At 72.6% G+C, this 22,363-nt stretch carries 16 protein-coding genes; 9 read left to right on the top strand and 7 right to left on the bottom strand.

Annotated features, from left to right (window positions below; all coding sequences use genetic code 11):
• Window positions 1-17 precede the first annotated feature (17 nt).
• Window positions 18-2,231, top strand: a complete 2,214-nt coding sequence (locus DFQ13_RS29795) for an MMPL family transporter (RefSeq protein ID WP_110082177.1) — start codon at window positions 18-20, stop codon at window positions 2,229-2,231.
• Between the two features lie 33 nt (window positions 2,232-2,264).
• On the opposite strand, the gene DFQ13_RS29790 is transcribed toward DFQ13_RS29795, so the two are convergent.
• The 5 genes from DFQ13_RS29790 to DFQ13_RS29770 form a co-directional block, all read right to left on the bottom strand.
• The gene (locus DFQ13_RS29790; RefSeq protein ID WP_035277752.1) at window positions 2,265-3,788 is read right to left on the bottom strand and encodes a P-loop NTPase family protein; all 1,524 of its coding nucleotides are present in this window, start codon (window positions 3,786-3,788) and stop codon (window positions 2,265-2,267) included.
• An 81-nt stretch (window positions 3,789-3,869) separates the two neighbouring features.
• Window positions 3,870-5,090, bottom strand: coding sequence for a cytochrome P450 (locus DFQ13_RS29785; protein ID WP_219994699.1), 1,221 nt, complete (start codon window positions 5,088-5,090; stop codon window positions 3,870-3,872).
• Window positions 5,091-5,169: 79 nt separating this feature from the next.
• Window positions 5,170-5,604, bottom strand: coding sequence for a DUF4260 family protein (locus DFQ13_RS29780; protein WP_110082176.1), 435 nt, complete (start codon window positions 5,602-5,604; stop codon window positions 5,170-5,172).
• A 93-nt stretch (window positions 5,605-5,697) separates the two neighbouring features.
• Window positions 5,698-6,294 carry a TetR/AcrR family transcriptional regulator gene (locus tag DFQ13_RS29775; protein WP_110082175.1) on the bottom strand — a complete coding sequence of 199 codons (597 nt, stop codon included), beginning with the start codon at window positions 6,292-6,294 and terminating at the stop codon, window positions 5,698-5,700.
• Entirely contained in the window at window positions 6,282-7,094 is an 813-nt protein-coding gene (locus tag DFQ13_RS29770) for an alpha/beta fold hydrolase (protein WP_110082174.1), read from the bottom strand. The genes DFQ13_RS29775 and DFQ13_RS29770 overlap by 13 nt, the downstream gene beginning before the upstream one ends.
• A gap of 210 nt (window positions 7,095-7,304) precedes the next feature.
• Here DFQ13_RS29770 and DFQ13_RS29765 point away from each other — a divergent pair, with 210 nt between their 5' ends.
• The 3 genes from DFQ13_RS29765 (at window position 7,305) to DFQ13_RS29755 (ending at window position 11,340) form a co-directional block, all read left to right on the top strand.
• Window positions 7,305-8,828, top strand: a complete 1,524-nt coding sequence (locus DFQ13_RS29765) for an MFS transporter (RefSeq protein ID WP_181400209.1) — start codon at window positions 7,305-7,307, stop codon at window positions 8,826-8,828.
• Window positions 8,829-8,931: 103 nt separating this feature from the next.
• Window positions 8,932-10,188 carry a DUF3500 domain-containing protein gene (locus tag DFQ13_RS29760; protein WP_110082172.1) on the top strand — a complete coding sequence of 419 codons (1,257 nt, stop codon included), beginning with the start codon at window positions 8,932-8,934 and terminating at the stop codon, window positions 10,186-10,188.
• Window positions 10,189-10,323: 135 nt separating this feature from the next.
• Window positions 10,324-11,340: a ketoacyl-ACP synthase III family protein gene (locus DFQ13_RS29755; RefSeq protein ID WP_110082171.1), complete on the top strand. Its 1,017-nt coding sequence runs from the start codon at window positions 10,324-10,326 to the stop codon at window positions 11,338-11,340.
• 96 nt (window positions 11,341-11,436) lie between these two features.
• On the opposite strand, the gene DFQ13_RS29750 is transcribed toward DFQ13_RS29755, so the two are convergent.
• Window positions 11,437-12,000 (bottom strand): TetR-like C-terminal domain-containing protein, encoded by a 564-nt coding sequence (locus DFQ13_RS29750; protein WP_084175200.1) that lies wholly within the window; start codon window positions 11,998-12,000, stop codon window positions 11,437-11,439.
• 261 nt (window positions 12,001-12,261) lie between these two features.
• Between DFQ13_RS29750 and DFQ13_RS29745 the strand changes: the two genes are divergently transcribed.
• From DFQ13_RS29745 to DFQ13_RS29730, 4 genes are all read left to right on the top strand, one after another.
• Window positions 12,262-13,791: a class I adenylate-forming enzyme family protein gene (locus tag DFQ13_RS29745; RefSeq protein ID WP_110082288.1), complete on the top strand. Its 1,530-nt coding sequence runs from the start codon at window positions 12,262-12,264 to the stop codon at window positions 13,789-13,791.
• A complete protein-coding gene (locus DFQ13_RS29740) occupies window positions 13,781-15,325 on the top strand; it encodes a phosphopantetheine-binding protein (protein ID WP_110082170.1) in 1,545 nt (514 codons plus the stop codon). Before DFQ13_RS29745 ends, DFQ13_RS29740 begins: the two co-directional genes overlap by 11 nt.
• Window positions 15,326-15,778: 453 nt before the next feature.
• Window positions 15,779-16,561: an AfsR/SARP family transcriptional regulator gene (locus DFQ13_RS29735; RefSeq protein WP_110082169.1), complete on the top strand. Its 783-nt coding sequence runs from the start codon at window positions 15,779-15,781 to the stop codon at window positions 16,559-16,561.
• A 338-nt stretch (window positions 16,562-16,899) separates the two neighbouring features.
• On the top strand, window positions 16,900-17,679 hold the full coding sequence (locus DFQ13_RS29730; RefSeq protein WP_035278164.1) for an SDR family NAD(P)-dependent oxidoreductase: 780 nt from the start codon (window positions 16,900-16,902) through the stop codon (window positions 17,677-17,679).
• A 96-nt stretch (window positions 17,680-17,775) separates the two neighbouring features.
• On the opposite strand, the gene DFQ13_RS29725 is transcribed toward DFQ13_RS29730, so the two are convergent.
• On the bottom strand, window positions 17,776-18,144 hold the full coding sequence (locus tag DFQ13_RS29725) for a nuclear transport factor 2 family protein (RefSeq protein ID WP_035278163.1): 369 nt from the start codon (window positions 18,142-18,144) through the stop codon (window positions 17,776-17,778).
• A gap of 276 nt (window positions 18,145-18,420) precedes the next feature.
• On the opposite strand from DFQ13_RS29725, the gene DFQ13_RS29720 reads away from it, so the two are divergent.
• Window positions 18,421-21,432: an AfsR/SARP family transcriptional regulator gene (locus tag DFQ13_RS29720; RefSeq protein WP_233438637.1), complete on the top strand. Its 3,012-nt coding sequence runs from the start codon at window positions 18,421-18,423 to the stop codon at window positions 21,430-21,432.
• Window positions 21,433-22,363: the final 931 nt, after the last annotated feature.

Raw genomic sequence — 22,363 nt, 5'->3', positions numbered from 1 at the left:
CCAACCGAGGGGACCCCATGCTGACCGCACTGACAGCGCTGCTGCAGCGGCACAAGCGCCTCGTCCTGCTGGCGGCGACCGCGGTGCTCGTGGTCGCCGGGCTGCTGACCGCCGACCTGTCCTCCAGGCTCACCAACGGCCTGGAGGACTACGACGACCCCAGCGGCGGCAACGTCGCCGCCCGCGAGGTCATCCGCGACGTCACCGGCATCGACCCGCAGCAGGGCTACATGCTGCTCGTGCACGCCGACACCGCCCTCGCCCCGGACGCCGCGCCGCCCGCGGCCGTCACCGAGGCCATCGCCCTGCTCAGGGGCCGCGGCGAGGTGCGCAACGTCATCGACTACGCCTCCACCGGCAACGCGGGCCTGATCGCCGAGGACGGCACGTCGACGGTCATCGTCGGCGAGGTCGGGCCCATGTCGGACCAGGCGGCGATCGACGCCGAGAAGCAGATGCAGGAGGCCATCGAAGCCAACCCGGCACTGAAGGGCCGCACCGAACTCGGCGGCGCCACTCCCGCCCACACCCAGCTCGCCAACGTCACCAACGAAGACCTCGGCATCTCCGAGACCATCGCGACGCCGATCCTGCTCATCCTGCTGTTCCTGGTCTTCCGCGGCCTCACCGCGGCGCTGCTGCCGATGCTCGGCGGCGCGTTCGCGATCATGCTGACCCTGCTGGGGATGCGCGGCCTCACCGAGCTGATGAACGTCTCCTCCGGCGGCCTGAACCTGGCCTTCGCGCTGGGCCTGGGCCTGTCCATCGACTTCAGCCTGCTCATCGTCTCCCGCTTCCGCGAGGAACTGGCCCAGGGCCGCTCGACCACCGATGCCCTGCGCCGCACCGTGAACACCGCGGGCCGCACCGTCGCGTTCAGCTCCCTGACCGTCGCGGCGGCCCTGGCCACCCTGGCGATCTTCCCCCAGTCCTACCTGCGCTCCATGGGCCTCGCGGGCGTCATGACCGTGGTGTCGGCGGCGGTGTTCGCGCTGCTGGTGCTGCCCGCCCTGCTCGCCGCCCTGGGTCACCGCGTCAACTCCCTGGCGCCGAAGTCCTGGCAGCGCCGCGCTGAGCGCCCGGCCGAGCAGGGCCGCTGGTACCGCGTCGCCACCACCGTCATGCGCCGCGGCGGCCTGTTCACCGCCCTGTCGGTGCTGATCCTGCTCGTCCTCGCCTCCCCGCTGCTGGGCGTCAAGTTCGCGGGCGTCGACCCCAGCGACATGCCCGGCGACGTGTCCTCGGGCAAGGTCGCCCACGCCCTGGAAGCCGACTTCGCCAACTCACCCACCGGCCCCCTCCAGATCGTCGTCGAGGCCCCCGCCGACGCCGCACCGTCCCTGGCCGCCTACAGCGCCGAGGTCGCCAAGGTGCCCGGCATCCAGGGCGTCAGCACCCCCCGCCCGCTGGGCCCCGACCACTGGCAGATCGACGCCGCCGTCAACAACCCCGAGGGCGACGCGGGCGAAACCACCGTCCGCGCGGTCCAAGCCCTCCCCACCCCCCACCCGACCCAGTACACCGGCCAGACGGCAGACCTGCTGGCCCAGCGCGACGCCATCTCCGACACCCTGCCAACCGCCGCCATCACCCTGGTCGCCCTGACCCTGCTATTGCTGTTCGTCTTCACCGGCTCGGTCATCGTCCCGCTCATGGCCCTCCTGCTCAACGCCCTGAGCGTCGGCGCCGCGTTCGGCATCCTCGTCTGGGCCTTCCAGGACGGCAACCTCGCGGGCTTCCTCCACTTCACCGACGTCCGCGCCCTGGAGCAGACCTCCCCGATCCTCCTGTTCGCCCTGGCGTTCGGCCTCTCCACCGACTACAACCTGTTCCTCCTGGGCCGGGTCAAGGAAGCCCGCGACAACGGCGTCGGTGACCGCGAGGCGGTGGCCCTGGGCATCGAGCGCACCGGCCGCATGGTCACCTCGGCGGCGGTCCTGTTCTGCATCGCCGTGGGCGCGCTCATGTTCTCCCGCATCACCCTGATCGCGGAACTGGGCTTCGGCACGACCCTGGCGGTCCTGATCGACGCCACCATTGTCCGGGCGATGCTGGTCCCGTCGCTGATGGGCCTGCTGGGCAAGTTCGCCTGGTGGTCCCCGAAGCCGCTGCGCGCCCTGCACAGCAAGCTGGGCTTCGACAAGCTGGAAAAGCACGACGAACCCGCTGTGGTCCCCGACTCCGACGTCAAGCCGGAAGCGGAAGCCGACAAGAAGCTCGCGGGCGTGTAACCCCCACCGCACAACGAGGAGCCCGCCCGGCGATCACGCCGGGCGGGCTCCTTGGTCCTCGTCCTCCGCGATGAGTTCCCTGATCCCCTTCGCGTACTTCCTGAGGTCCCGGGCGGCGCCGTCGTTGTCGTAGCCCCCTTGCTCCACGACGTGCACGATGGCATCGAGCAGTGCTGCGGCGGTGGCACCCCGGGTGAGGCCGCCGCGGAACTGGTCGGACAGCGACTGGTGCGCGTGCGTGAGGAAGAGGAAGTCCTCCCCTCCGCCCTCGCCCGGGCGCCCGGGGGCGAGGCGATCGGCGTACCGGATGATGAGCCGGGCGACCGCCGCTTCCTGGACGACACGGTCGGCGACCGCACCCGGCTGCGCGCGCGTGACCTCGCGGATGACGGGGTGCAGGACGACGCTCGGGGGGAACTGTTCGTCGGAGAATCCCCCGACCAGGCCGGTCCCCAGCAGGTGCGCCAGCGTGGATGCCAACGCCGTCGCGGTCAGGCCGTCGAAGATCGGCTCCGCGGCGAGGACCCCGGCGTCCAGCACGCCATGGGGGATCGGGGCCCAGGAGAAGGCGGCCAGCAGGCGCAGAACGGGCCGGGCGAAGTGGTGACCCTGGTCGGTGAGCAGGTCCAGGGTCATCTCCCACGCCGTGCCCAGGCCCTCCTGCCGGTCCCGCGACTCCGCCAGGTCGGCCACGTGCTCGCGCCACCGCGCCTCGTACTCGGCGAACGTGCGGGGGAGGTCCAGGCCGGGCAGGAGCGGGGTGTCCGCGGCGGCGCGGAGGTATTTCCCCGCCAATCGCAGCGCCAGCGGCAGGTTCCCCAGGCAGTGCGAAAGCCGCTCCGCAGCCTCCGCGTCGCCTGCCGCTGGGCAGAGGTCCAGCAGCACGGCGGCGCCGTCGGATCGCGACAGTGCGTCCACCCGGTGACGAATCGCGGTCTCGGGCCAGGGGACGGGCCTGCCGTCGCGGGTCGTGATGAGCAGGGTGCAGCCCGGGGGCGGGGTGCGCAGCCAGCCCCGTCCGTCGATGAGGCCGTCGGGGCCCGCGAGCACCGACAGGTCGTCGGCGTTGTCGATGACGAGCAGCCACGGGCGACCCGGAGCGCCCAAGGCGTTCCAGAGCACCGACGAGGCCGAGCCGTCCCCGTTCCAGGCTTCCCTCACCCGCTGCGGATCGGCGCCCGCCTCGAAGGCCACCTCGCGCAACCCTTCGGACAATCCCGTCGCGGTCGACGCGTCGACCCACCAGACGGTCAGCGCGTCGCGCAGCTCGCGGCACAGCGCGAGGGCGATCGTGGTCTTGCCGAAGCCGCCGCCCGCGTGCAGGACGACCACGGACGGCTCCGCGCCCCGGGCCTGGGCCACCAGAGACGCCACGACCTCGTCGCGGCCGTGCACGGTGCCGGTCAGCCGGGACCAGGGGACCGCCGCCGACCCCGATCCCGGAGCCCGGCCGATCCCGCCCAGCGCGATGGTCCCCGCGTGCACGGTGTGCGCTTGGAACACCGCACCGTCGACGTCGCCGGTGACCGCCTGGTGCGCGACTTCGTTCTCCTCCACCGGTCCAGTGTCCACGACTTCCCCCGCACACGAAAAGGACCGCCGAAGCCCCGGGCTCGGCGGTCCTGTTCGTCGTGCGGCCTACCAGGTGACGGGCAGCGACTCCAGCCCGTGCACCATCATCCCGCTCTTCATCCGCAGCGCGTCCAGCTCCGTGTCCAGCCGCAGCGTCGGGAAGCGCTCGAACACCGACCTGATGGCGATCTCCAGTTCCAGCCGGGCCAGGTTGGCGCCCAGGCAGAAGTGCACCCCGTGGCCGAAGGCCAGGTGCTGGGAGTTCTCCCGGTCGACGTCGACCTCGGTGGGGTTGAGGTAGCGGCGGTCGTCGCGGTTGCCGGAGGCGACGGCGGCCATGACGGCGCTGCCCTTGGGGATCACCGTGCCCGCGACCTCCACGTCCTCCAGGGTGATGCGGATGGGGCCGCCGTCGCCGATGGGGTTGACGCGGAGGAGTTCCTCGACCAGGGCGCCGATCTTCTCCGGGTGGTTGTCGACGACGTCGCGCAGGTGCGGTTGGCGCAGGATGGTGAGCACGCAGGCGCCGATCATGCTGACCGTGGTCTCGTGCCCGGCCACCAGCAGCGTCATCGCCATGATGACCAGTTCGCCCTCGTCGAGGGAGTTGTCGTCGTCGTGGGCGGTGATCAGCGCCGAGAGGAGGTCCGAGCCGGGTTCGGTGCGCTTCTTCTGCACCAGTTCCCAGATGTAGCCCGCCATGGCGAGCCGTTCGGCCATCATCTGCTCCTCGGTCATCGTGGTGAGGGCCACGATGGCGTTGGACCAGTTGCGGAACTTCTCCCGGTCCTCGAAGGGGACGCCGAGCAGTTCGCAGATCACCGCGACCGGCATCGGGAACGCCAGCGCCACGTTGAGGTCGGCGTGGCCGTCACCCTTGGCCATCTCATCCAGCAGGTCGTCGGTGAGCTGCTGGATGCGCGGGCGCATCTCGCGGACGCGGCGGTTGGTGAACTCCGCCGCGACCAGCTTGCGCAGCCGGGTGTGCTCCGGCGGGTCCAGGGTGAACAGGCTGTTCGGCGGGGGCGTGACGTGGGTCAGCTTGGGCGCGCCCGGCTCGACCGTGGCCGCCCGGCTGAACCGCAGGTCCGAGAGCACCAGCTTGGCGTCCTCGTAGCGGCTGACGACGTAGCCCTCGTCCCCGCTGGGCAGCGACACCTTCGCCACCGGGTCCTCTTCGCGCAGCTTCTCGTACAGCGGCGGGACCTCGATGGCCGACGGCCGGTGGAACGGGTAGGCGTACGGGCACTTCGTGGCGGCGGGTGGGATCTCTGATGCGGTGTCCACATCGGCTCCGATCGGGTTTCGCTCTCCGGGGCTTCGCCTCCAGTGTCGAAGACCCCGCTACGCGAACCCTTAAGCGGCGCTACGCCGGATCACCCTGCCAGCGCTGGAAACCCGCCCGGTTGCGCGGTCCGTAGCCGAACGCCCGGTCGACCATGATGTGCGCCAACCACATCACGCCCAGGGTGAAGCCGGGGGCGGCCTCGTCGTTGGTCCCGGTCATCAGGCTGAACCAGGCGATGACCAGGACCGGCGGCAGCCAGTGGTGCGTGGCGTTGTAGAACGGCACGACCTTCGGCGAGAGCTGGCTCTTGGCCAAGCCCTTGCCCCAGAACCCGAACAGCAGCGGGATGTCCGGGGCGAGGGCGCCGATGAGGCCGGTGGCCCAGGTGGTGCCGCCGTGCTCGACCATCTCGAAGACGCCGAACGCCAGGAAGAACGCGCCGCCGAGGCCCCAGCCGGTGCGGCTCGCGGCGGTGGGCGGGGAGGTGGGCTTGGTGGGGACGAGCAGGTTCATCACGGGTCCTCGCGGAGACGTGCGGGTGCGCACCGCGGGTGACGGCGGTGTCGGTCGCGGTGCGCGCCCGCGGGGTCGGTCGGGGGAGATCGGTCAGGTGGTCGGTGTGCTGCCCTGGGCCGCCATGGCCCGCAGGCCCGCGTCGAGCAGGTCGATCAGCCGCTCGAAGCTGGCCTCGATCTCGGTCGGCAGGCCGAAGCCGCCGAGCTGTTCGAGGCTGACGAAGCCGTGCATCGCGCTGCGCAGGATGCGGGCGGCGTGGATGGAGTCCTCGCCGACGAGGTCGTAGCTGCGCAGCACGTTCAGGGCCAGCGAGGTGAGTTCCCCGCTGAGCTTGTGGAGGGCCGCCTGGTCCGGGTCGTTCGGGTCGGGGGCGCGCTGGGCGGCGGCGTAGCGGCCCGGGTACCTGCCCGCGAACTCGCGGTAGCTGCGGCAGCAGGCGCGCAGCGCGTCGGTGCCCGCCCGGCCCACGGTGGCGCCGCGGATGGCCTCGGCCATGCTCTCGTTGGCGATCGCGGCCAGCCGCCGGTGCAGGTCGGCGAGGCCGTTGATGTGCTTGTACAGCGAGGGCACCCGGATGCCCAGCTCGCTCGCCAGCCGGGCCAGGGTCAGCGACTCCAGCCCCTCGCTGTCGGCGATCGCGGCCGCCTCCTGCACGACCTTGGCCGTGTTGAGCCCTACTCGCGGCACGACGACCGGTCCAGGCTGCCGCGCAGGCCCGCCACCGCCGCGGCGACGGTGTCCGGGCGCTCGGCGTGCGGGTAGTGCCCGGCCCCGGCCACCATGACCACGGTGCCGCCGAGCGCGTCGGCGGCGAAGCGGGCCTCGGCGGCGGGGTCGGGGAAGTCGGGGTCCCGCTCGCCCATGACGACCACGGCCGGGCAGCGCACCGCGGTCAGCGCGGCCTCGGCGACCGCGTGGTCGCCGCGCAGCATGTCGAGCACCGCGGCGAACCGGCCGGGTTCGGCCAGGTTGGCCGCCAGCGCGCGCTTGCGCTCGGCGAGGTCGGCGGGCTTGTCACCGAACAGGTTGGGCCAGTAGGCGCACCACAGCGCCCGCCCCAGCCACGGCACCGCGAACAGGGCGTTCGCCAGCCGGTCGAGGGCGGTGACGGGCTGGTCGCGGACGAACGGGCCGGTCAGCACCAGGCCCGAGACCGCCTCCGGCGCGCGGGCGGCGGCGATGACCGCGGCCCCGGCGCTGTAGCTGTTGCCCACCAGCACGGCGGGGCCGCCGAGGTGGGCGACGAGGGCCAGCAGGTCCTCGGCGACGTCGGTCTCGTGGTGGCTGTCCCAGCCGGTGCTGGACTCCCCGTGCCCGCGCAGGTCGAGCCAGGCGACCCGGTGGCCGCGGGCGACGAGCCGGTCGACGAGGTCGGTGAAGGTGCCGCGCAGGTCGCCCAGGCCCGGTGCGCACACCACGAGCGGCCCGTCGCCGCGCACCTCGTGGGCCAGGCGCCCGCCGGGTCGGTCGAGGTACCGCACGCCCATTGCGCTGCCATCCTTCCGACCGGTCCCGTCGCGAGCGCTAGCCTTGAGGCTAACGCCAGTAGCCAGCACGGCCAATGCTGCCGGGTGTCCGGCCCGATGTCAAACCCCTCCACCCACCCGGTGCCGCGAGCAACCGGCCGATTAGCCCCGCTTAAGCGGACCCGGCTGACATGGGGCGGACTTCCCTGCCCGCACCAGCGAGGAGCCGCCGTGGACAGCGAACCGCACCCGCGCCGCCAGTGGACACTCTCGGTCATGTCGCTGTCGCTGCTGGCGATCGTGCTGAACAACAGCGTCCTCAACGTCGCCATCCCGCAGCTCATCGAGGAACTCGACGCGAGCACCACCGAGGTCCAGTGGATCGTCGACGTGTACTCGCTGGTCTTCGCGGGCCTGCTGCTCGCGGCGGGCGCGGTGGCCGACCGGTTCGGGCGCAAGCGCTTCACCCTCGGCGGGCTGGTGCTCTTCGGCCTCGGGTCGCTGCTCGCGGCGGCCTCCGACGACGTCGGCCAACTGCTGGCCGCCCGCGCGGTGATGGGCCTGGGCGCGGCGTTCGTCATGCCGGGCACCCTGTCGATCATCGTGCAGGTGTTCGCCCCAGGCCCGGAGCGGCAGCGGGCGATCGCGGTGTGGGGCGGGGTGTCCGCGCTCGGCGTGGCCATCGGGCCGGTGGTCGGCGGGGTGCTGGTGACCCACTTCGGCTGGGCGTCGGTGTTCGTCCTCAACGTGCCGCTGGTGCTGGTCACCGCGGGGATCGGGCTGGTGGTGGTGCCCGAGTGGCGCGACCCGGCCGCGGCCCCGGTCGACCTGCCCGGTGCCGCGCTGGGCGCCGCGGCCACGGTGGCGCTGGTCTACGCGATCATCGAGGCCCCGGTGCACGGCTGGGTGTCCCCGCCGGTCCTCGGCGCGCTGGCCGCCGCCGTCGCCGCCGGGTTCGGCTTCACCGCCCGGATGCGCCGCGCCGAGCACCCGCTGGTGGACCTGGCGGTGTTGCGCAGCCGCACCTTCCTCGGCGCCAGCGTCGGGAACCTGCTGCTGGTGTTCGGGCTCGCCGCCACCCTGTTCGTGCTCACCCAGCGGTTGCAGATCGCGTTCGGCTTCAGCCCGTTGCAGGCGGGGCTGGCCATCGCGCCGGTCGCGGTGGCGGTCGGGGTGTCCTCCGGGTTCGCCGCCGCGCTCACCACCCGCCTGGGCACCCGGGGCGCGGTCGGCCTCGGGCTCGCGGTGGCCGCGGCGGGCATCCTCACCATCGCCTGGGCGGGCGGGTACTGGCAGGTCCTCGCCGGCCTGCTCGCCGTCGGTGTCGGGTTCGGCCTCTCCATGTCCCCGGCCACCGAGGCGATGCTCAGCACCGTCCCGGACGAGCGCAGCGGCATGGGCTCGGCGATGAACGACACCATGCAGGAACTCGGCTTCGCCCTCGGCGTCGCCGTCGTCGGCACCGTGTCGCAGCGGCTCTACGCCGACGCGCTGGCCGACCTGCCCGCCGCGGCGCGCTCGTCGCTCGGCGGCGCGCTGCGGCTGTCGCGGGAGGAGGGGCGGGGCGGGGTGGCCGACCGGGCGCTCGACGCCTTCACCACCGCCGCGGGCGTCGGCATGACCGTGGCCGCCGCGGTCGTCCTCGCGGGCGCGGTCTTCGCCGCGGCGACCCTGCCCGCCCGGGTGCGGCCCGGCGCGGCGGTCGGTCCGGAACGCGTCGGCGCCTCGTCCCCACCGGGTGCCGCGGGATCATGAGGTCCGGGCGAGCGCGGAACCGCCGGACCCGGCCGCAGCCCACTCAGCGCGCGCTGGGGCGGCTCACAACCCGTCCAAAGGAACGCTCCCTAGCGTCACCGGTGTGAACGAGACCAGCGCGACCACCGACCCGACCACCGCACCGCCTCCCCGGCGCCGCAAGGCGCTGTGGGTCGCCTCGGCGCTGCTCGCCGCGGGGCTCTCCCTCGCCGGGTGCGCGGGCACCGGTACGGCCACCTCGACCAGCCCGACCACCTCGGGCGACACCGCCATCTCGACCCTCGTCGATTCCGCGAGCGCGTCGTCGAGCACCACCGCCGAGACCATCTCGAACACCGCGGCCGCCGCGCAGGCGTTCCTCGCGACTCTGTCCGACGAGCAGCGCGAAGCCGTGCTGTACGCCTACGACGACGAGACCAAGACGACCTCGTGGTCGAACTTCCCCGTCACCTTCGTCGAACGCGCCGGCCTCGACCTCACCGACCTCACCGGGGAGCAGCGGGCCGCCGCGATGGCCGTCCTCGAAGCCCTCCTGGACGACGAGGGCTACGAAACCGTCACCGGCATCATCGGCGGCGACGAGTACCTGGCGGAGAACAGCTCCAGCACCGAGGAGTCGCTGGGCCAGTACTACATCGCCTTCTTCGGCGACCCGTCCGCGACGAGCGCCTTCGAATTGCAGTTCGGCGGCCACCACCTCGGCATCAACGCCACCCTCGACGGCGCGACCGACGCCATCACCTTCGCCCCGACCCACCTGGGCGTGCAGCCCGCCGTCTACACCAACGCCGACGGCGAGCAGGTGCAGCCCTTCGCGGACATCCACACCACAGCGTTCGCCTTCTACAACAGCCTCACGGACGAGCAGAAAACCACCCTCTACCAGGGCGAGGACGTCGCGAACATGGTGTGCGCACCCGGAAGCACCTGCGACTACCCCACCGGAACCGGGCTCTCCGGCGCGGATCTCACCGACGAGCAGAGGCAACTCCTCCTCGACGTCATCGCCAACTGGGTCGGCCTCGCCGACGAGGAGACCACCGCCGATGCCCTGGCCAAGATCGAGGCCACCCTGGACACCACCTACGTCAACTGGTCGGGTGCCACCACCTACGACACGACCCAGGGCAACGGCATCCACTTCCAGATCTCCGGACCGAACGCGTACATCGAGTTCGCGGCCCAGCAGGGCTCGGCGGGTGCCGACGTCGACGGTGTCGTCACCTCCGGCTGGGGACACGTCCACACCATCTACCGCGACCCCACCAACGACTACGCGAACAGCGCGACGCAGCAGGAGGCCACCGGCGGCATGGGCGGCGGCGCGCCGGGGGGCGGCACCCCGCCCCCCGGCAACTGATGCGCTGATCGCTTAAGCACCCCGCAAGCGCCGGGGGAGACGATCGGCGTGGCCCCTCCGGCGTCCGCCGCGGGCCGAGACCCCCGCCGGGGAACAGCGGGCGGTCCGACCACTCCAGACGAAAGCGGGACTGGCATGCACTGGGAGAACACGTACGTCGCGGGTCTGGGGGTGGACCTCCCCGAGCCGCACAGCGCGGAGCAGGCCGTCCGCGACGGTCTCTACGACGCGGTGGAGTTCGAGGCCAACGGCATCCTGTCGGTCCTCGTCGGCGAGGACCCGGCGCCGGTGATGGCCGCCCGCGCGGGGACCGCCGCGCTGGCCGCCTCCGGCCGCTCGGCCGACGAGTGCGCCCTGGTGCTGCACGCCAGCCTGTGGTTCCAGGGCGTCGACATGTTCCCGGCCGCCTCCTACGTGGCCCGGTTCTCCGTCGGCGAGCGCGTCCCGGCCTACGAGGTCCTCCAGCAGTGCAACGGCGGCATGGCCGCGCTCGAACTGGCCGCCACCCAGCTCTCGGTGCGCGCCGAGCCGTCCACCGCGCTGATCACCACCGGCGACCGCTTCGCGCTGCCCGGCATCGACCGCTGGCGCAGCGAGGACGGCATCCTCTACGGCGACGGCGCCACCGCGCTGCTGCTGGCCAATGACCGCGGCTTCGCCCGCCTGCTGTCCACCGCCACCGTGTGCGACAACAGCCTGGAGCAGGTCGTCCGCGGCCCGGACTGGTACGACTCGCCCGGCTCGAAGCAGCTCGCCCTGGGGGAGCGCATCGCCGCCTTCCCCGGGGGCATGGGCGCGGTCCGCGAGGCCGCGGGCCGCCTGGGCGCGACCGTGCGCTCCTCGATCGACCAGGCGCTGGTAGACGCGAAGACGGACATGGCGGAGATCGCCCACGTGGTCATCCCGGCCAGCGGTCGGGCCAAGCTCCAGTGGCAGTTGCACCAGCTCATCGGCATCGACGAGGCCAAGACGAGCTGGGAGTTCGGCCGCCTCGCGGGCCACATCGGGGCGGGCGACCAGTTCGCGGGCCTGCACCACGCGGTGCGGACCGGGATCGTCGGCGTCGGCGACAAGGTGCTGCTCGTGGGCGGCGGCGCGGGCTTCACCTCCACCTGCGCGGTGGTGGAGGTCGAGTCCGCCCCCGCCGTCTGAGACCGCCCGGGGCCACCGGGAATCCCCGCCGGTGGCCCCGGGCTCCCACGACGGAGAAGGCCACCCGGGACCCGGGTGGCCTTCTCCGTCGTGGGCTCAGTCCCGGCGGGTGCTCAGCGAATTGTCGAGCATCGTGATCAGCTCCTCGAAGCTCAACTCCAGCGGCACGTCGAGCTGGAAGCCGGAATCGCGCTCCAGGCAGACGAACCCGTGCAGCACGCTGCGCACCATCCGCACCACCGGGATCTGGTCGTCGTCGTCGAGGTCGTAGCCGCGCAACGTCTCCGCGACCACCCGCAGCATCGTGGCCCTGGCGGCGCCGAGTTCGGCGGAGGAGTCCATCGGGTGCTGGATGGAGTCGTAGCGGCCGGGCCTGCTCAGCGCGAACTCGCGGTAGGCGTGGCAGGTGGCGGCCAGCGCGTCGGCGCCGGAGCGGCCCGCGGCCGCCGAGCGCAGCGCCTCGGCCAGTTCACCGGTCGCGCTGGCGGCCAGCCTGCGGAACAGGTCGCCGATGCCGTCGATGTGCTTGTACAGCGACGGGACCCGCACGCCGAGGTGGGCGCTGAGCTTGCCAAGGGTCAGCGCGCCCAGGCCGTCGGCGTCGGCGAGGTCGGCCGCGGCGGCGACCACCGACGTGGTCGTGAGGCCTCTTCTCGGCATCGGGCGTTCCCCCCAGGGCGGTTATCAGTCGTAGCTTCAAAGCTAAGTAGACTAGCCGAAGCTGAGGGTTGTCAAGCTTCCACCGACCGCGCCCCCCGGCCCGGAAGCCTTGCACGGCAATGGAGTCGACGGGCGGGTCCGACTAGGCGCCGCTTAAGGACCGGAGTAGCCGGGTGCCCGATGGTGGTGGCGGGAGCGGCCCGGCGGGCCGCCGCACCAGACCTGCGAGCCCCACGCCCCCGGAGATGACGGAGTGTGCAGATGACGAACGTGGTGCTGAGCGCGCCCGAGGCGGTCGAGTCCCCCGGGTCCGTCGCCGACCTGCTCACCGAGGCCGCCGCGGTCGCCGGCGGGCGCCCCGCGGTCTCCGACGGCGGCGGCACGCACACCTACGCCGAACTCGACGCGATCAGCCGCACCGCCGCGAACTGGCTGCGCCGCAACGGGATCACCCGCGGCGACCGCGTCCTGCTGCGGCTGGGCAACACCCGCGAGTTCGTCGCCCTGCTCTACGGCGCCTTCCGCGCGGGCGCCGTCGTCGTCCCGATCAACCCCACCATGCGGCAGTACCACCTGGCCCAGGTCGTGGCCGACGCCGAACCGGCCCTCGTCGTCGCCGCGGGCACCGACACCGCCGCCGCGGCCTCCACCCGCGGCACCGCCGCCACCCTGGTCCCCGCCGAGACCGTGCTCGCCGGGGCCGAGGGCGCCGACGAGCCGTTCGCCGAGGTCGGCCCGGACGACCTGGCGCTGCTGATCTACACCTCCGGCAGCACCTCCGCGCCCAAGGGCGTGGTGTGCCCGCACGGCCGGGTCCGCTTCGCCGCCGCCGCCATCGCCGCCCGGCTGGGCTACCGCGCCGACGACGTCGTGCTCACCGCCTCGCCGCTGTCCTTCGACTACGGCCTCTACCAGGTGTTCCTGTCCGCCCTCGCCCGCGCCGAGCTGCGGGTGGCCGACGCGGAGGACCCGGTGGCGCTGATGGCGACCCTGCGCGCCAGCCGCGCCACCGTCGTGCCCATCGTGCCGTCGCTGGCCGACATGCTCACCCGGCTCGCCCGCCGCGGCGCCCCGCCGGTCGACGTGCGGCTGTTCACCAACACCGGCGCCGCGCTCACCGCCCCCACCACCGCCGGTCTGCGCGCCACCTTCCCCAACGCGGGCGTGGTCCCGATGTACGGCATCACCGAGTGCAAGCGGGTCTGCATCCTCGACGCGGACGGCGACCTCGCCAAGCCCGGCTCGGTCGGCCCCGCCCTGCCCGGCACCCGCGTCCTCATCCTCGACTCCGACGGCGCCGAATTGCCGGTCGGTGAGGTCGGCGAGATCGTCGCCGAGGGCCCGCACGTGATGGCGGGCTACTGGCGCGCCCCGGAGCTGACCGCCCAGCGGTTCCGCACCGACCCCGACACCGGCGCGGCCCGGCTGTTCACCGGCGACTACGGCTGGCTCGACGCCGACGGGCACCTGTACTTCGCGGGCCGCCGCGACGACCAGTTCAAGCGGCACGGCACCCGGATGAGCGCCATCGAGATCGAAGCCGCCGCCGTCGACGTGCCCGGGGTGGACGCCGCCGCGCTGCTGCCCCCCGACGGCACCCGCGACATGGTGCTGGTCGTCACCGGCGCGGTCGAGCCGGAGGCGGTGCTCTCGGGCCTCGCCGAGCGGCTGGAGCGGGCGAAGGTGCCCCCGGTGTGCGCGGTCCGCGACCGGCTGCCGCTGACCCCCAACGGCAAGACGGACAAGAAGGCGTTGCTCAGCGACTGGGAAGGTGCCGCGAATGGCGACTGACGGGGGCGGGCCTACCGCCGCGGAGCTGGTCGGGCGCTACGGCAGCCCGCTGTACGTGTACCGGGCCGAGAGGGTCGAGGCCGCCGCGGCCGACCTGCGCGCCGCGCTGCCCACCGGCGCGGTGGTCATGTACTCGCTCAAGGCCAACCCGCACCCGGAGCTGGTCCGGGTGCTGCGCGGCGCGGGCTGCCGCGTCGAGCTGACCTCCACCGGCGAGCTGGCGTCCGCCCTGGCCGCCGGGTTCGACGGCGCCGAGTGCCTCTACGGCGGGCCGGGCAAGACCGTCGAGGAGCTGACCGCCGCGTTCACCTCCGGCATCCGGCACTACTCGGTGGAGTCGCTGGCCGACCTGCGCCGGGTGGGTTCGGTCGCGCTCGCCCACGGCACCCGCGCCACCTGCCTGCTGCGGGTCAACCCGCCGTCGAACGCGGGCGGCGCCGGGCTGCGGATGACCGGCCAACCCTCCCAGTTCGGCCTGGACCTCGACGCCAACCCCGACGTCACCGGCGCCGACCTGGCCGTTCCCGGCGCCACCGTGCACGGCTTCCACTTCTACCCGCTGACCAACACCCCCGACGAGCGGACGCTGCGCGAGGAACTGCTCGGCAGCGTCCGGGTCGCGGCCGACCTGGCCGCCCGGTGGGGGATCGAGGTCACCCACCTCGACCTCGGCGGCGGCTTCTCCACCCCGTACGCGGGCGAGGGCGACCGCCCGGTCTACACCACCCTGCGCGAGCCGCTGGAGCGCGAGCTGGACGCGCGCTTCCCGGCCTGGCGCACCCCCGGGTTCGAGCTGGTCTTCGAGTCCGGCCGCTACCTCGTCGGCGACAGCGGCACCCTGGTGTGCACCGTCACCGACGTCAAGACCAGCGGACCGGGCACCTACACCGTCCTCGACACCGGCATCCACCACCTCGGCGGCCTCTCCGGCATCGGCAGGCTGCGCCCGATGACGGCCCGCCCCGCCACCCCCACCGACGCCGAGCGGGTGCCCACCTCGCTGGTCGGCCCGCTGTGCACCCCGGCCGACATCGTCAACCGCGCCGCCAGCCTGCCCGCGCCGCACCCGGGGCAGCTCCTGGAGATCCCCAACGTGGGCGCCTACGGGCTGACCGCCAGCCTGGTGGGCTTCCTGAGCAGGCCCGCGCCCACCGAGGTGCTGCTGCGCGGCGGCGCGGTGGTGCACGCCTCCCGGCTGCGGCTCGCCCGCGAGCCGGTCACCGAACTCCGCACCGGAGACGCCTACCAGGAGAAGGGACCCGACCACATGAGCGTGCAGTGGGACGCCGAGTTCGAGAAGCAGTTGCGCGAGGCGCTGCCCCGGCTGGGCGGGGACGGACCGGTCAGCCCGGAGGCCAGCCTGCGCGCCGCGGGCCTGGACTCACTGGCCACCGTGGAGCTGCTGGTCAAGCTGGAGGAGGCCTACGGGGTGCAGATCCCCGACGAGGTGCTGACCCCGGCCGCGTTCGCCAGTCCGGGCAGCCTGTGGGAGGCCGTGTCCGACCGCCTGCGCCCGACCGTCAGCCAGGGCTGACCCCACCCCCCACGCCGGAAGCCGCCGCCCCCACCCCGGGCGGCGGCTTCCGGCGTCTGCGGACACAATCCGAGTAGCGCCCTTATCTGAACTTGCGCATTCCACCACCCGCCGGTCCGGGTCCCGACATATGCCTAGGGGGGCACCCCCTTGCGCCTCCTGTGGTGCCGCTAGGGGTTTCGACCGCAATTCGGACCGAGTTATCGGCGTTCACTGTTAGGTGCGTGTTAATTGCGGCGCACGCGGCATTCGGTCCAGCCCAGGTTGCGCTCTTCGGTGGATTACGTCCGCTGGAACCTCGGTGCAGACTAGTGCCATTAGCCAAACCGCTAAGGGTCCGCAATCGGGGGATCGGACCCGGGAAAGTCGTCCAAGCGCGGTCACAAAGGGCCGGGGGCCGACGATCGCGGTTGATCCGGTGCAATTTTCGGCGCGAAATCGGGGTGCGGACAAATGGAATACCGAGTACTCGGACCGCTGCAGGTGGTCGGCGCGAACGGGGTGGGGACACCCAAGGCGGCCAAGGTCAAGATCCTGCTGGCCACGCTGCTGGTCCGGGCCAACGAGGTGGTCTCGCTCGACCAGTTGCTGGAATCGATGTGGGGTGGGCACGGGCCGCGCAGCGCCCGCACCGCGCTGCACGTCTACGTCTCCCAGTTGCGCAAGTTCCTCGGCGAACAGGGCGCCGAGGTCAGCCCGGTCAAGACCTGCGCGGGCGGGTACGTGCTGGAGGCCGACCCGAGCACCGTCGACGCCTTCCGGGTCGAGCGGCTCATCTGCGAGGGCCGCAGGCTGCTGGAGGCCGAGGACCACGTCGGCACCGCGGAGACGCTGTCCTCGGCGCTGGCGCACTGGCGCGGCTCCACCCTGCACGGCCTGCAGGACAGCCCGGTGCTGCGCAACGCCTCCATCCGGCTCGACGAGCTGCGCGTCTCCGCGGTGGAGATGCGCGTGGAGGCCGACCTGGCCCTGGGCCGCGACCGCCACCTCATCGGCGAACTGCTCAACATGGTCAGCGAGCACCCGTTCCGGGAGGCGTTCTACCGCCAGCTCATGATCGCGCTCTACCGCTCGGAACGGCAGTCGGAGGCGCTGCGGGTCTACTCGCAGCTACGCAGCACGCTCAACCACGAATTGGGTCTGGAACCGTGCCGGATGCTGCGCTCGTTGCAGCAGGCGATCCTGCGGGCCGACCAGACGCTCGACCCCCATTTCCTGCACCGCGCCGCCGTCTGACCGACGCGGCGCCGCCCGATCGGGACCTGTCCGATCAGGACGGTGACCGGGCGGTGAACACCGGGGAGCGCCGCGGTGACCTTCCTGGGAGTGGACGGGCGAAGTCGAGGACAGGAAGCAAGCTCGGTTCGCGTTCGTCCGGTCCAGGCGGGAAAACACGCTCACAGTGGCGCGTGTCACGTCCCAAATGGATTATTCCGCGAACCCCCTAGGAGATTTCTCCCCCTACCCGCCGGGGTGGGGTTCGGCGAGGACCCCTGCGGCGAAGGGGGTCCTCGGTCAGGATGGGTGCGCGGGCCGCGCACCGGGTGCGGCCCCCCGACCCACGGGAGTGCGCAGTGCGGCTCGACCTCAGCGGCAAGACGGCCCTGGTGACCGGCTCCACCCAGGGCATCGGCGAAGCCATCGCCGCGGGCCTGGCCGAGGCGGGCGCGACCGTCGCCGTCAACGGCCGCTCCGCGGCCAAGGTCCAGGCCACCATCGACCGCCTCGACGGCACCTTCCTCCCCGCCCCCGGCGACCTCACCACCGCCGAGGGCACAGCCGAGGTCGTCGACGCCCTCCCCGCGGTCGACATCCTGGTCAACAACCTCGGCATCTTCGGCGCCCAGGACCCCCTGTCCATCACCGACGACGACTGGCGCCGCTACTTCGAGGTCAACGTCCTCAGCGCCGTCCGCCTCACCCGCGCCTACCTCCCCGGCATGATCGCCGCGGGCTGGGGCCGCGTGCAGTACATCGCCAGCGACTCCGCCGTCGTCGTCCCCGCCGAGATGATCCACTACGGCATGAGCAAAACCGCCCTGCTCTCGGTCTCCCGAGGCTTCGCCAAAGCCACCAAGGCCACCGGCGTCACGGTCAACTCGGTCATCGCGGGCCCCACCCACACCGGCGGCGTCGAGGACTTCGTGTACAGCCTGGTCGACAAGGACCTCCCCTGGGAGGAGGCCCAGCGCGAGTTCATGCGCCTGCACCGCCCCCAGTCCCTCCTCGGCAGGCTCATCGAACCCGGGGAAATCGCCAACATGGTCGTCTACCTCGCCAGCCCCCAAGCCTCCGCCACCACCGGCGGCGCCCTCCGCGTCGACGGCGGCTACGTCGACTCCATCCTGCCCTGATCCAACGCTGACCGGTGACACCGCGAACGCCCCCGCCCCTCGCCCTGCGCGCCACCGCCCACGCCGCCGACGGGCCGACCAGACCGCCCTGCGCGCCTACGGCGCCAGGTAGTAGAAGCGGCGACACCCCAGCAACAACCCGTCGTCGGCGATCGTGAAGAAGTCCGCGAACTCCACGTCCGCACCGTCCGACGACGTGTGGTGCCCCACCACCGCGATGCAGTCCCCGTCGGCCACCACCTTGAACAACTCGTGCGACCCACCCGCCCGCACGCACACCGCCAACATCGCCAACACCTCCACCCGCCCCCGCGCGTCCGGGGCGTCGGGTCTGCGGAACTGCGCGTCCTCGTGCACCAGCGACGCGTAGGCGTCCAGGTCGCCCGCGTCCAGGTACAGGTACGCCAGGCGCACGTGGTCGACGGCGGCCGCAGTGGTCGCGGTGCTCGGGACGGTCCCCACCATCGGGCTCCCCCTCGGACTGGGCCCCGGTGCACACTCACCTCGGCCGCGTGGAGATCACTGTGCCGCCTCGGTTTAACCGCCCGCTATCCGCCCGCTATCCCCCCGTCGCCGAACCGATAGCCACCCTCCGTCATCGCGGTTTCCGGACACCTCGCGCTGCGTCGCCACCGCGCCGCCACTGCCTGCGAACGGCCCCCACCAGGACGCCGAACGGGCGAAACCCGTTGGCATCCGTCGTATATACAGCGCTGATTAACCGTGATTACAGTCAGCCCGTTGCTCGATGACCGGACTCGGCGGAGGTGCCCGATCGACACGGCGACGGGAACCGAACCGGCCACGGCGTTCCGCATCCTCGGCCCGGTGGAGGTGCACGGCCCCCGCGGCACCGTGCGCATCCCACCCGGCAGGCAGCAGGTCATCCTGGCCTCGCTGCTGGTGGAGGCCAACCAGGTCGTCAGCACCGAACACCTCGTCGACACCCTCTGGGACGACCAACCCCCGGACACCGCCCGCACCCAGGTGCAGATCTGCGTATCCCGCCTCCGCAAGAGCCTCACCGACGCCGGGGTCGACGTCCCCATCGAAACCCGCCCACCCGGCTACGCCCTGCGCGTCGACCCCGCCCGCCTCGACGTGCACTCCTTCACCCGCACCGTCGCCGAGGCCAGGGTCCTGGCCAAGGAGGGCCGCGCCGCCGAAGCCGCGGGCCTGCTCCGCGCCGCCGTCGCCCTCTGGCGCGGCCCCTGCCTCAGCGGCATCCCGCACCGCGCCCTGCGCACCCGCGCCCTGCGCCTCGACGAGGACCGCCTCGCCGCCACCGAGACCTACCTCGAACTCGAACTCGGCCTCGGCCGCCACCACCACCTCGTCGGCGAGATCGCCCGCCTGGTGCAGGAGAACCCGCTGCGCGAACGCCTCCGCGCCCAGCTCATGCTCGCCCTGCACCGCTCCGGCAGGCAGGCCGAAGCCCTCGACGTCTACCGCGCCGCCCGCGACCTGCTCATCGACGAACTCGGCCTCGAACCCGGCGAGGAACTGCGGCTCCTCGAAACCGCCATCCTCGCGGGCGACCCGACCCTGCACCAGCACGCCACCACCCCCGAACGCGACCCCGGCCCCACCGCCGCCCCCGCGGGCCAGCGCACCGAGGTCCCCCGCCAACTCCCCGCCGACACCGCCGACTTCCTCGGCGACGAAACCCTCATCGCCACCGCCGAAGCCGTCCTCACCGGCGAGGGCCGCGCCGTCGGCGTCGTCGTCATCGTCGGCCGCCCCGGCGTCGGCAAGTCCACCCTCGCCACCCACATCGGCCACCGCGTCGCCCAGGAACACTTCCCCGACGGCCAACTCCACTGCGACCTGCGCGGCACCCGCGACGACCCCAGCGCCGCCGCCGACATCCTCGGCCGCTTCCTCGTCGCCCTCGGCATCCCCGGCCCGATGATCCCGCAGGGCCTCGCCGAACGCCGCGAGGTCTACCGCACCCTCCTCGCGGGCAGGCGCGTCCTCGTCGTCCTCGACGACGCCGTCGCCGAGAGCCAGGTCATCCCCCTGCTGCCGGGCAGCTCCACCTGCGCGGTCCTGGTCACCACCCGCACCCGCCTCACCGGCGTCCCCGGCGCCCGCCAGATCGAACTGGACTCCCTCGACCCGGCCCGCTCCCTGGAACTGCTCAGCCGAGTCGTCGGCACCGACCGCGTCACCCGCGAACCCGAGGCCGCCGCCGCCCTCGTCCGCACCGTCGGCGGCCTCCCCCTGGCACTGCGCATCATCGCCGCCCGCCTCGCCGCCCGCCCCCACTGGTCCCTCGCGTCGATGGTCACCCGCCTCGCCAACGAACGCCACCGCCTCGACGAACTCGCCCACGGCGAGATGACCATCCGCGCCAGCCTCTCCCTCACCCACGACGGCCTCGACCCCGCCGCCCGCCGCCTCTTCGGCCTCCTCAGCGCCGTCGAGGGCCCCACCCTCCCCGGCTGGGTCGCTGGCGCCGTCCTCGACGACGACCGCCCCTTCCCCTCGGACCTCCTCGAACCCCTGGTCGACGTCCAGATGCTCGACGTCGCCTCGGTCGAGACCACCGGCGAGTTCCGCTACCGCTTCCAGGACATCGTCCGCCTCTTCGCCCGCGAACAGGTCACCACCCCGACCGCGGACGCGGTGGAACGGGTCATCGGCGGCTGGCTCGCCATCGCCGAACAGGCCCACCGCCGCATCTACGGCGGCGACTACACGGTCCTGCACGGCACCGCCCCCCGCTGGCACCCCCCGGAGGACTACGTCAGCGCCGTCCTCGCCGACCCGCTCGAGTGGATGGACGGCGAACAGGCCAACCTCCGCGCAGCCATCACCCAGGCCCGCACCGCGGGCCTGGACGAAGCCTGCTGGGACCTCGCCGTCACCGTCGCCACCCTCTTCGAAGCCCGCGGCTACCTCGACGACTGGGAGAACACCCACGAGGACGCCCTGGCCCTGTGCCGCCGCACCGGCAACACCCGCGGCACCGCGGCCCTGTTGAGCAGCCTCGGCACCCTGCACATCAACCGGGGCCAACCGGCCCAGGCCCGAACCGCCCTCACCGCCGCCCTGGACCTGTTCACCACCCTCGACGAGCCAGTCGGCCTCGGCCTCTGCCACCGAGACCTCGCCCTCCTCCACCGCCAAGCAGGCGACGACGACCAAGCCCTCACCCTCTACACCAAGGCCCTCCACGACTTCGACCGCGCGGGCGACGTCGTCGGCCGAGCCATCGTCCGCACCCAGAGCGCCCACATACTGACCAGGCGCGGCCACATGACCGAGGCCCACACCCACCTCGAAGAGGCCATGGCCATCTACCGCCAGGTCGGCTACACCAGCGGCATGGCCCACACCCTCCGCCGCCTGGGCCAGGTCCAATCCCAAGCGGGCGACCACACCAGCGCCACCGAAACCATGACCAGGGTCCTGGACATGGTCCGCTCCTCCCGAGACGTGATAGGCGAAGGCCACCTCCTCACCAACCTGGGCGAAGTCTGCGCCGCAGCAGGCGACATGACCCGCGCCCAGGCGTACTACGAAGAGGCCCTGCGAGTCCGAGACCAAATCCTCGACCACAGCGGCGCGGCCGTGATCCGCTTCGAACTCGCCCGCCTCCTCGCCCGCACGGGCGACCACACCCGAGCAGTCGACCTCCTGGACGCCGCCGCCGCCACCTTCGCAGAACGCGGCATGGTCCGCGACCGCGCGGCAGCGGAACGAGAGCTGGCACTGCTACGAGCATCGAACCCGGTCACGACGGTATGATGTGGAGCATCCGGCTGTTTGCCGTGCCAGGGCACCCTTGTTCGGGGCTGCCGACGGAGTTGTCCACAGGGGACGTCGACAGAGCCCTGGAATGTCGTACGTGTCTGCTAGCCTGAATTCGGAATGGCGCGCGAAGGCAGGTGGGCGGTCGCGGGTGTGGGTCGTGGAGATGTGGTGGGGGCGCAGGTGCACCGGAGAGCAGCGAGTGGACCAGAGCAGCGAGTGAGCCCGCCCCCGCTGTGACGCCTCGCCGCCCCACCACCTGACCCGACCGACACACCCGCACGGTTGCGACCCGCACACGGCCAAGGCCCCGCCCGTGGTGACCACCCACCGGGGCGCCGGACCCGTCCGGTGCCCCCGGCACTCTGGTGCTGCGGTGGCGCGGGGACGAATGCCGCGCGTGGTCATGGTGCGCCCAGCGAGCTCGGTGCATCGTGGGCACTGGTTCGGTTGGCGCTCCTGCCTGATGGGCACCGCGTGCCATGTGCACTGATCCAGTTGGCACTCCCGGCCTGCGGGCGCCGTGCGCCGTGCGCAGCGGCTCGGCTTCAGGTGGCCAGCGCTTGGCGCGGCCCGCACTGGGTGAGGTTCGGGTTGCCGGTACGGCGTTGGCACGAAGCCGCGCGGCGCCGAGAGGTGGCTGCCGGTTGGTGTTAGTTCGAGGTTGCGTGGGGGGACCCGGTGGTGTGCGGGGTGATGACGGCGTATCCGGTGGCGGTGGGTCCCGGCGCTGCGGGCTCGGGAGGCGCGCTTGTCACGGATATCGGCGTTTGTGCCGGTATGCCTGTGCATCGGAAGGGGAACTTGCGTTACGGCTGGGCATTCGTTCGCATCATCCGGTGCGGTGGTGCGGTGGTGCGGTGGTGCGGTGGTGCGGTGGTGCGGTGGGGCGGGCGGGCGGGGGTGGTGTGGAGCCGCGCTGCGGCGG

The sequence above is a fragment of the Actinokineospora spheciospongiae genome (assembly GCF_003182415.1).
GTDB classification, from domain to species: domain Bacteria; phylum Actinomycetota; class Actinomycetes; order Mycobacteriales; family Pseudonocardiaceae; genus Actinokineospora; species Actinokineospora spheciospongiae.
Note: the sequence above shows the minus strand (reverse complement) of the source record. Positions and strands in the feature narration are given on the sequence as shown.

Bases quoted from the DNA above. Each gene is read 5' to 3' on its own strand.
- DFQ13_RS29795 (WP_110082177.1), top strand. From the start codon at position 18: ATGCTGACCGCACTGACAGCGCTGCTGCAGCGGCACAAGCGCCTCGTC.
- DFQ13_RS29780 (WP_110082176.1), bottom strand. From the start codon at position 5,604: ATGAACCTGCTCGTCCCCACCAAGCCCACCTCCCCGCCCACCGCCGCG.
- DFQ13_RS29770 (WP_110082174.1), bottom strand. From the start codon at position 7,094: ATGGGCGTGCGGTACCTCGACCGACCCGGCGGGCGCCTGGCCCACGAG.
- DFQ13_RS29755 (WP_110082171.1), top strand. From the start codon at position 10,324: ATGCACTGGGAGAACACGTACGTCGCGGGTCTGGGGGTGGACCTCCCC.
- DFQ13_RS29750 (WP_084175200.1), bottom strand. From the start codon at position 12,000: ATGCCGAGAAGAGGCCTCACGACCACGTCGGTGGTCGCCGCCGCGGCC.
- DFQ13_RS29745 (WP_110082288.1), top strand. From the start codon at position 12,262: ATGACGAACGTGGTGCTGAGCGCGCCCGAGGCGGTCGAGTCCCCCGGG.
- DFQ13_RS29740 (WP_110082170.1), top strand. From the start codon at position 13,781: ATGGCGACTGACGGGGGCGGGCCTACCGCCGCGGAGCTGGTCGGGCGC.
- DFQ13_RS29735 (WP_110082169.1), top strand. From the start codon at position 15,779: ATGGAATACCGAGTACTCGGACCGCTGCAGGTGGTCGGCGCGAACGGG.
- DFQ13_RS29725 (WP_035278163.1), bottom strand. From the start codon at position 18,144: ATGGTGGGGACCGTCCCGAGCACCGCGACCACTGCGGCCGCCGTCGAC.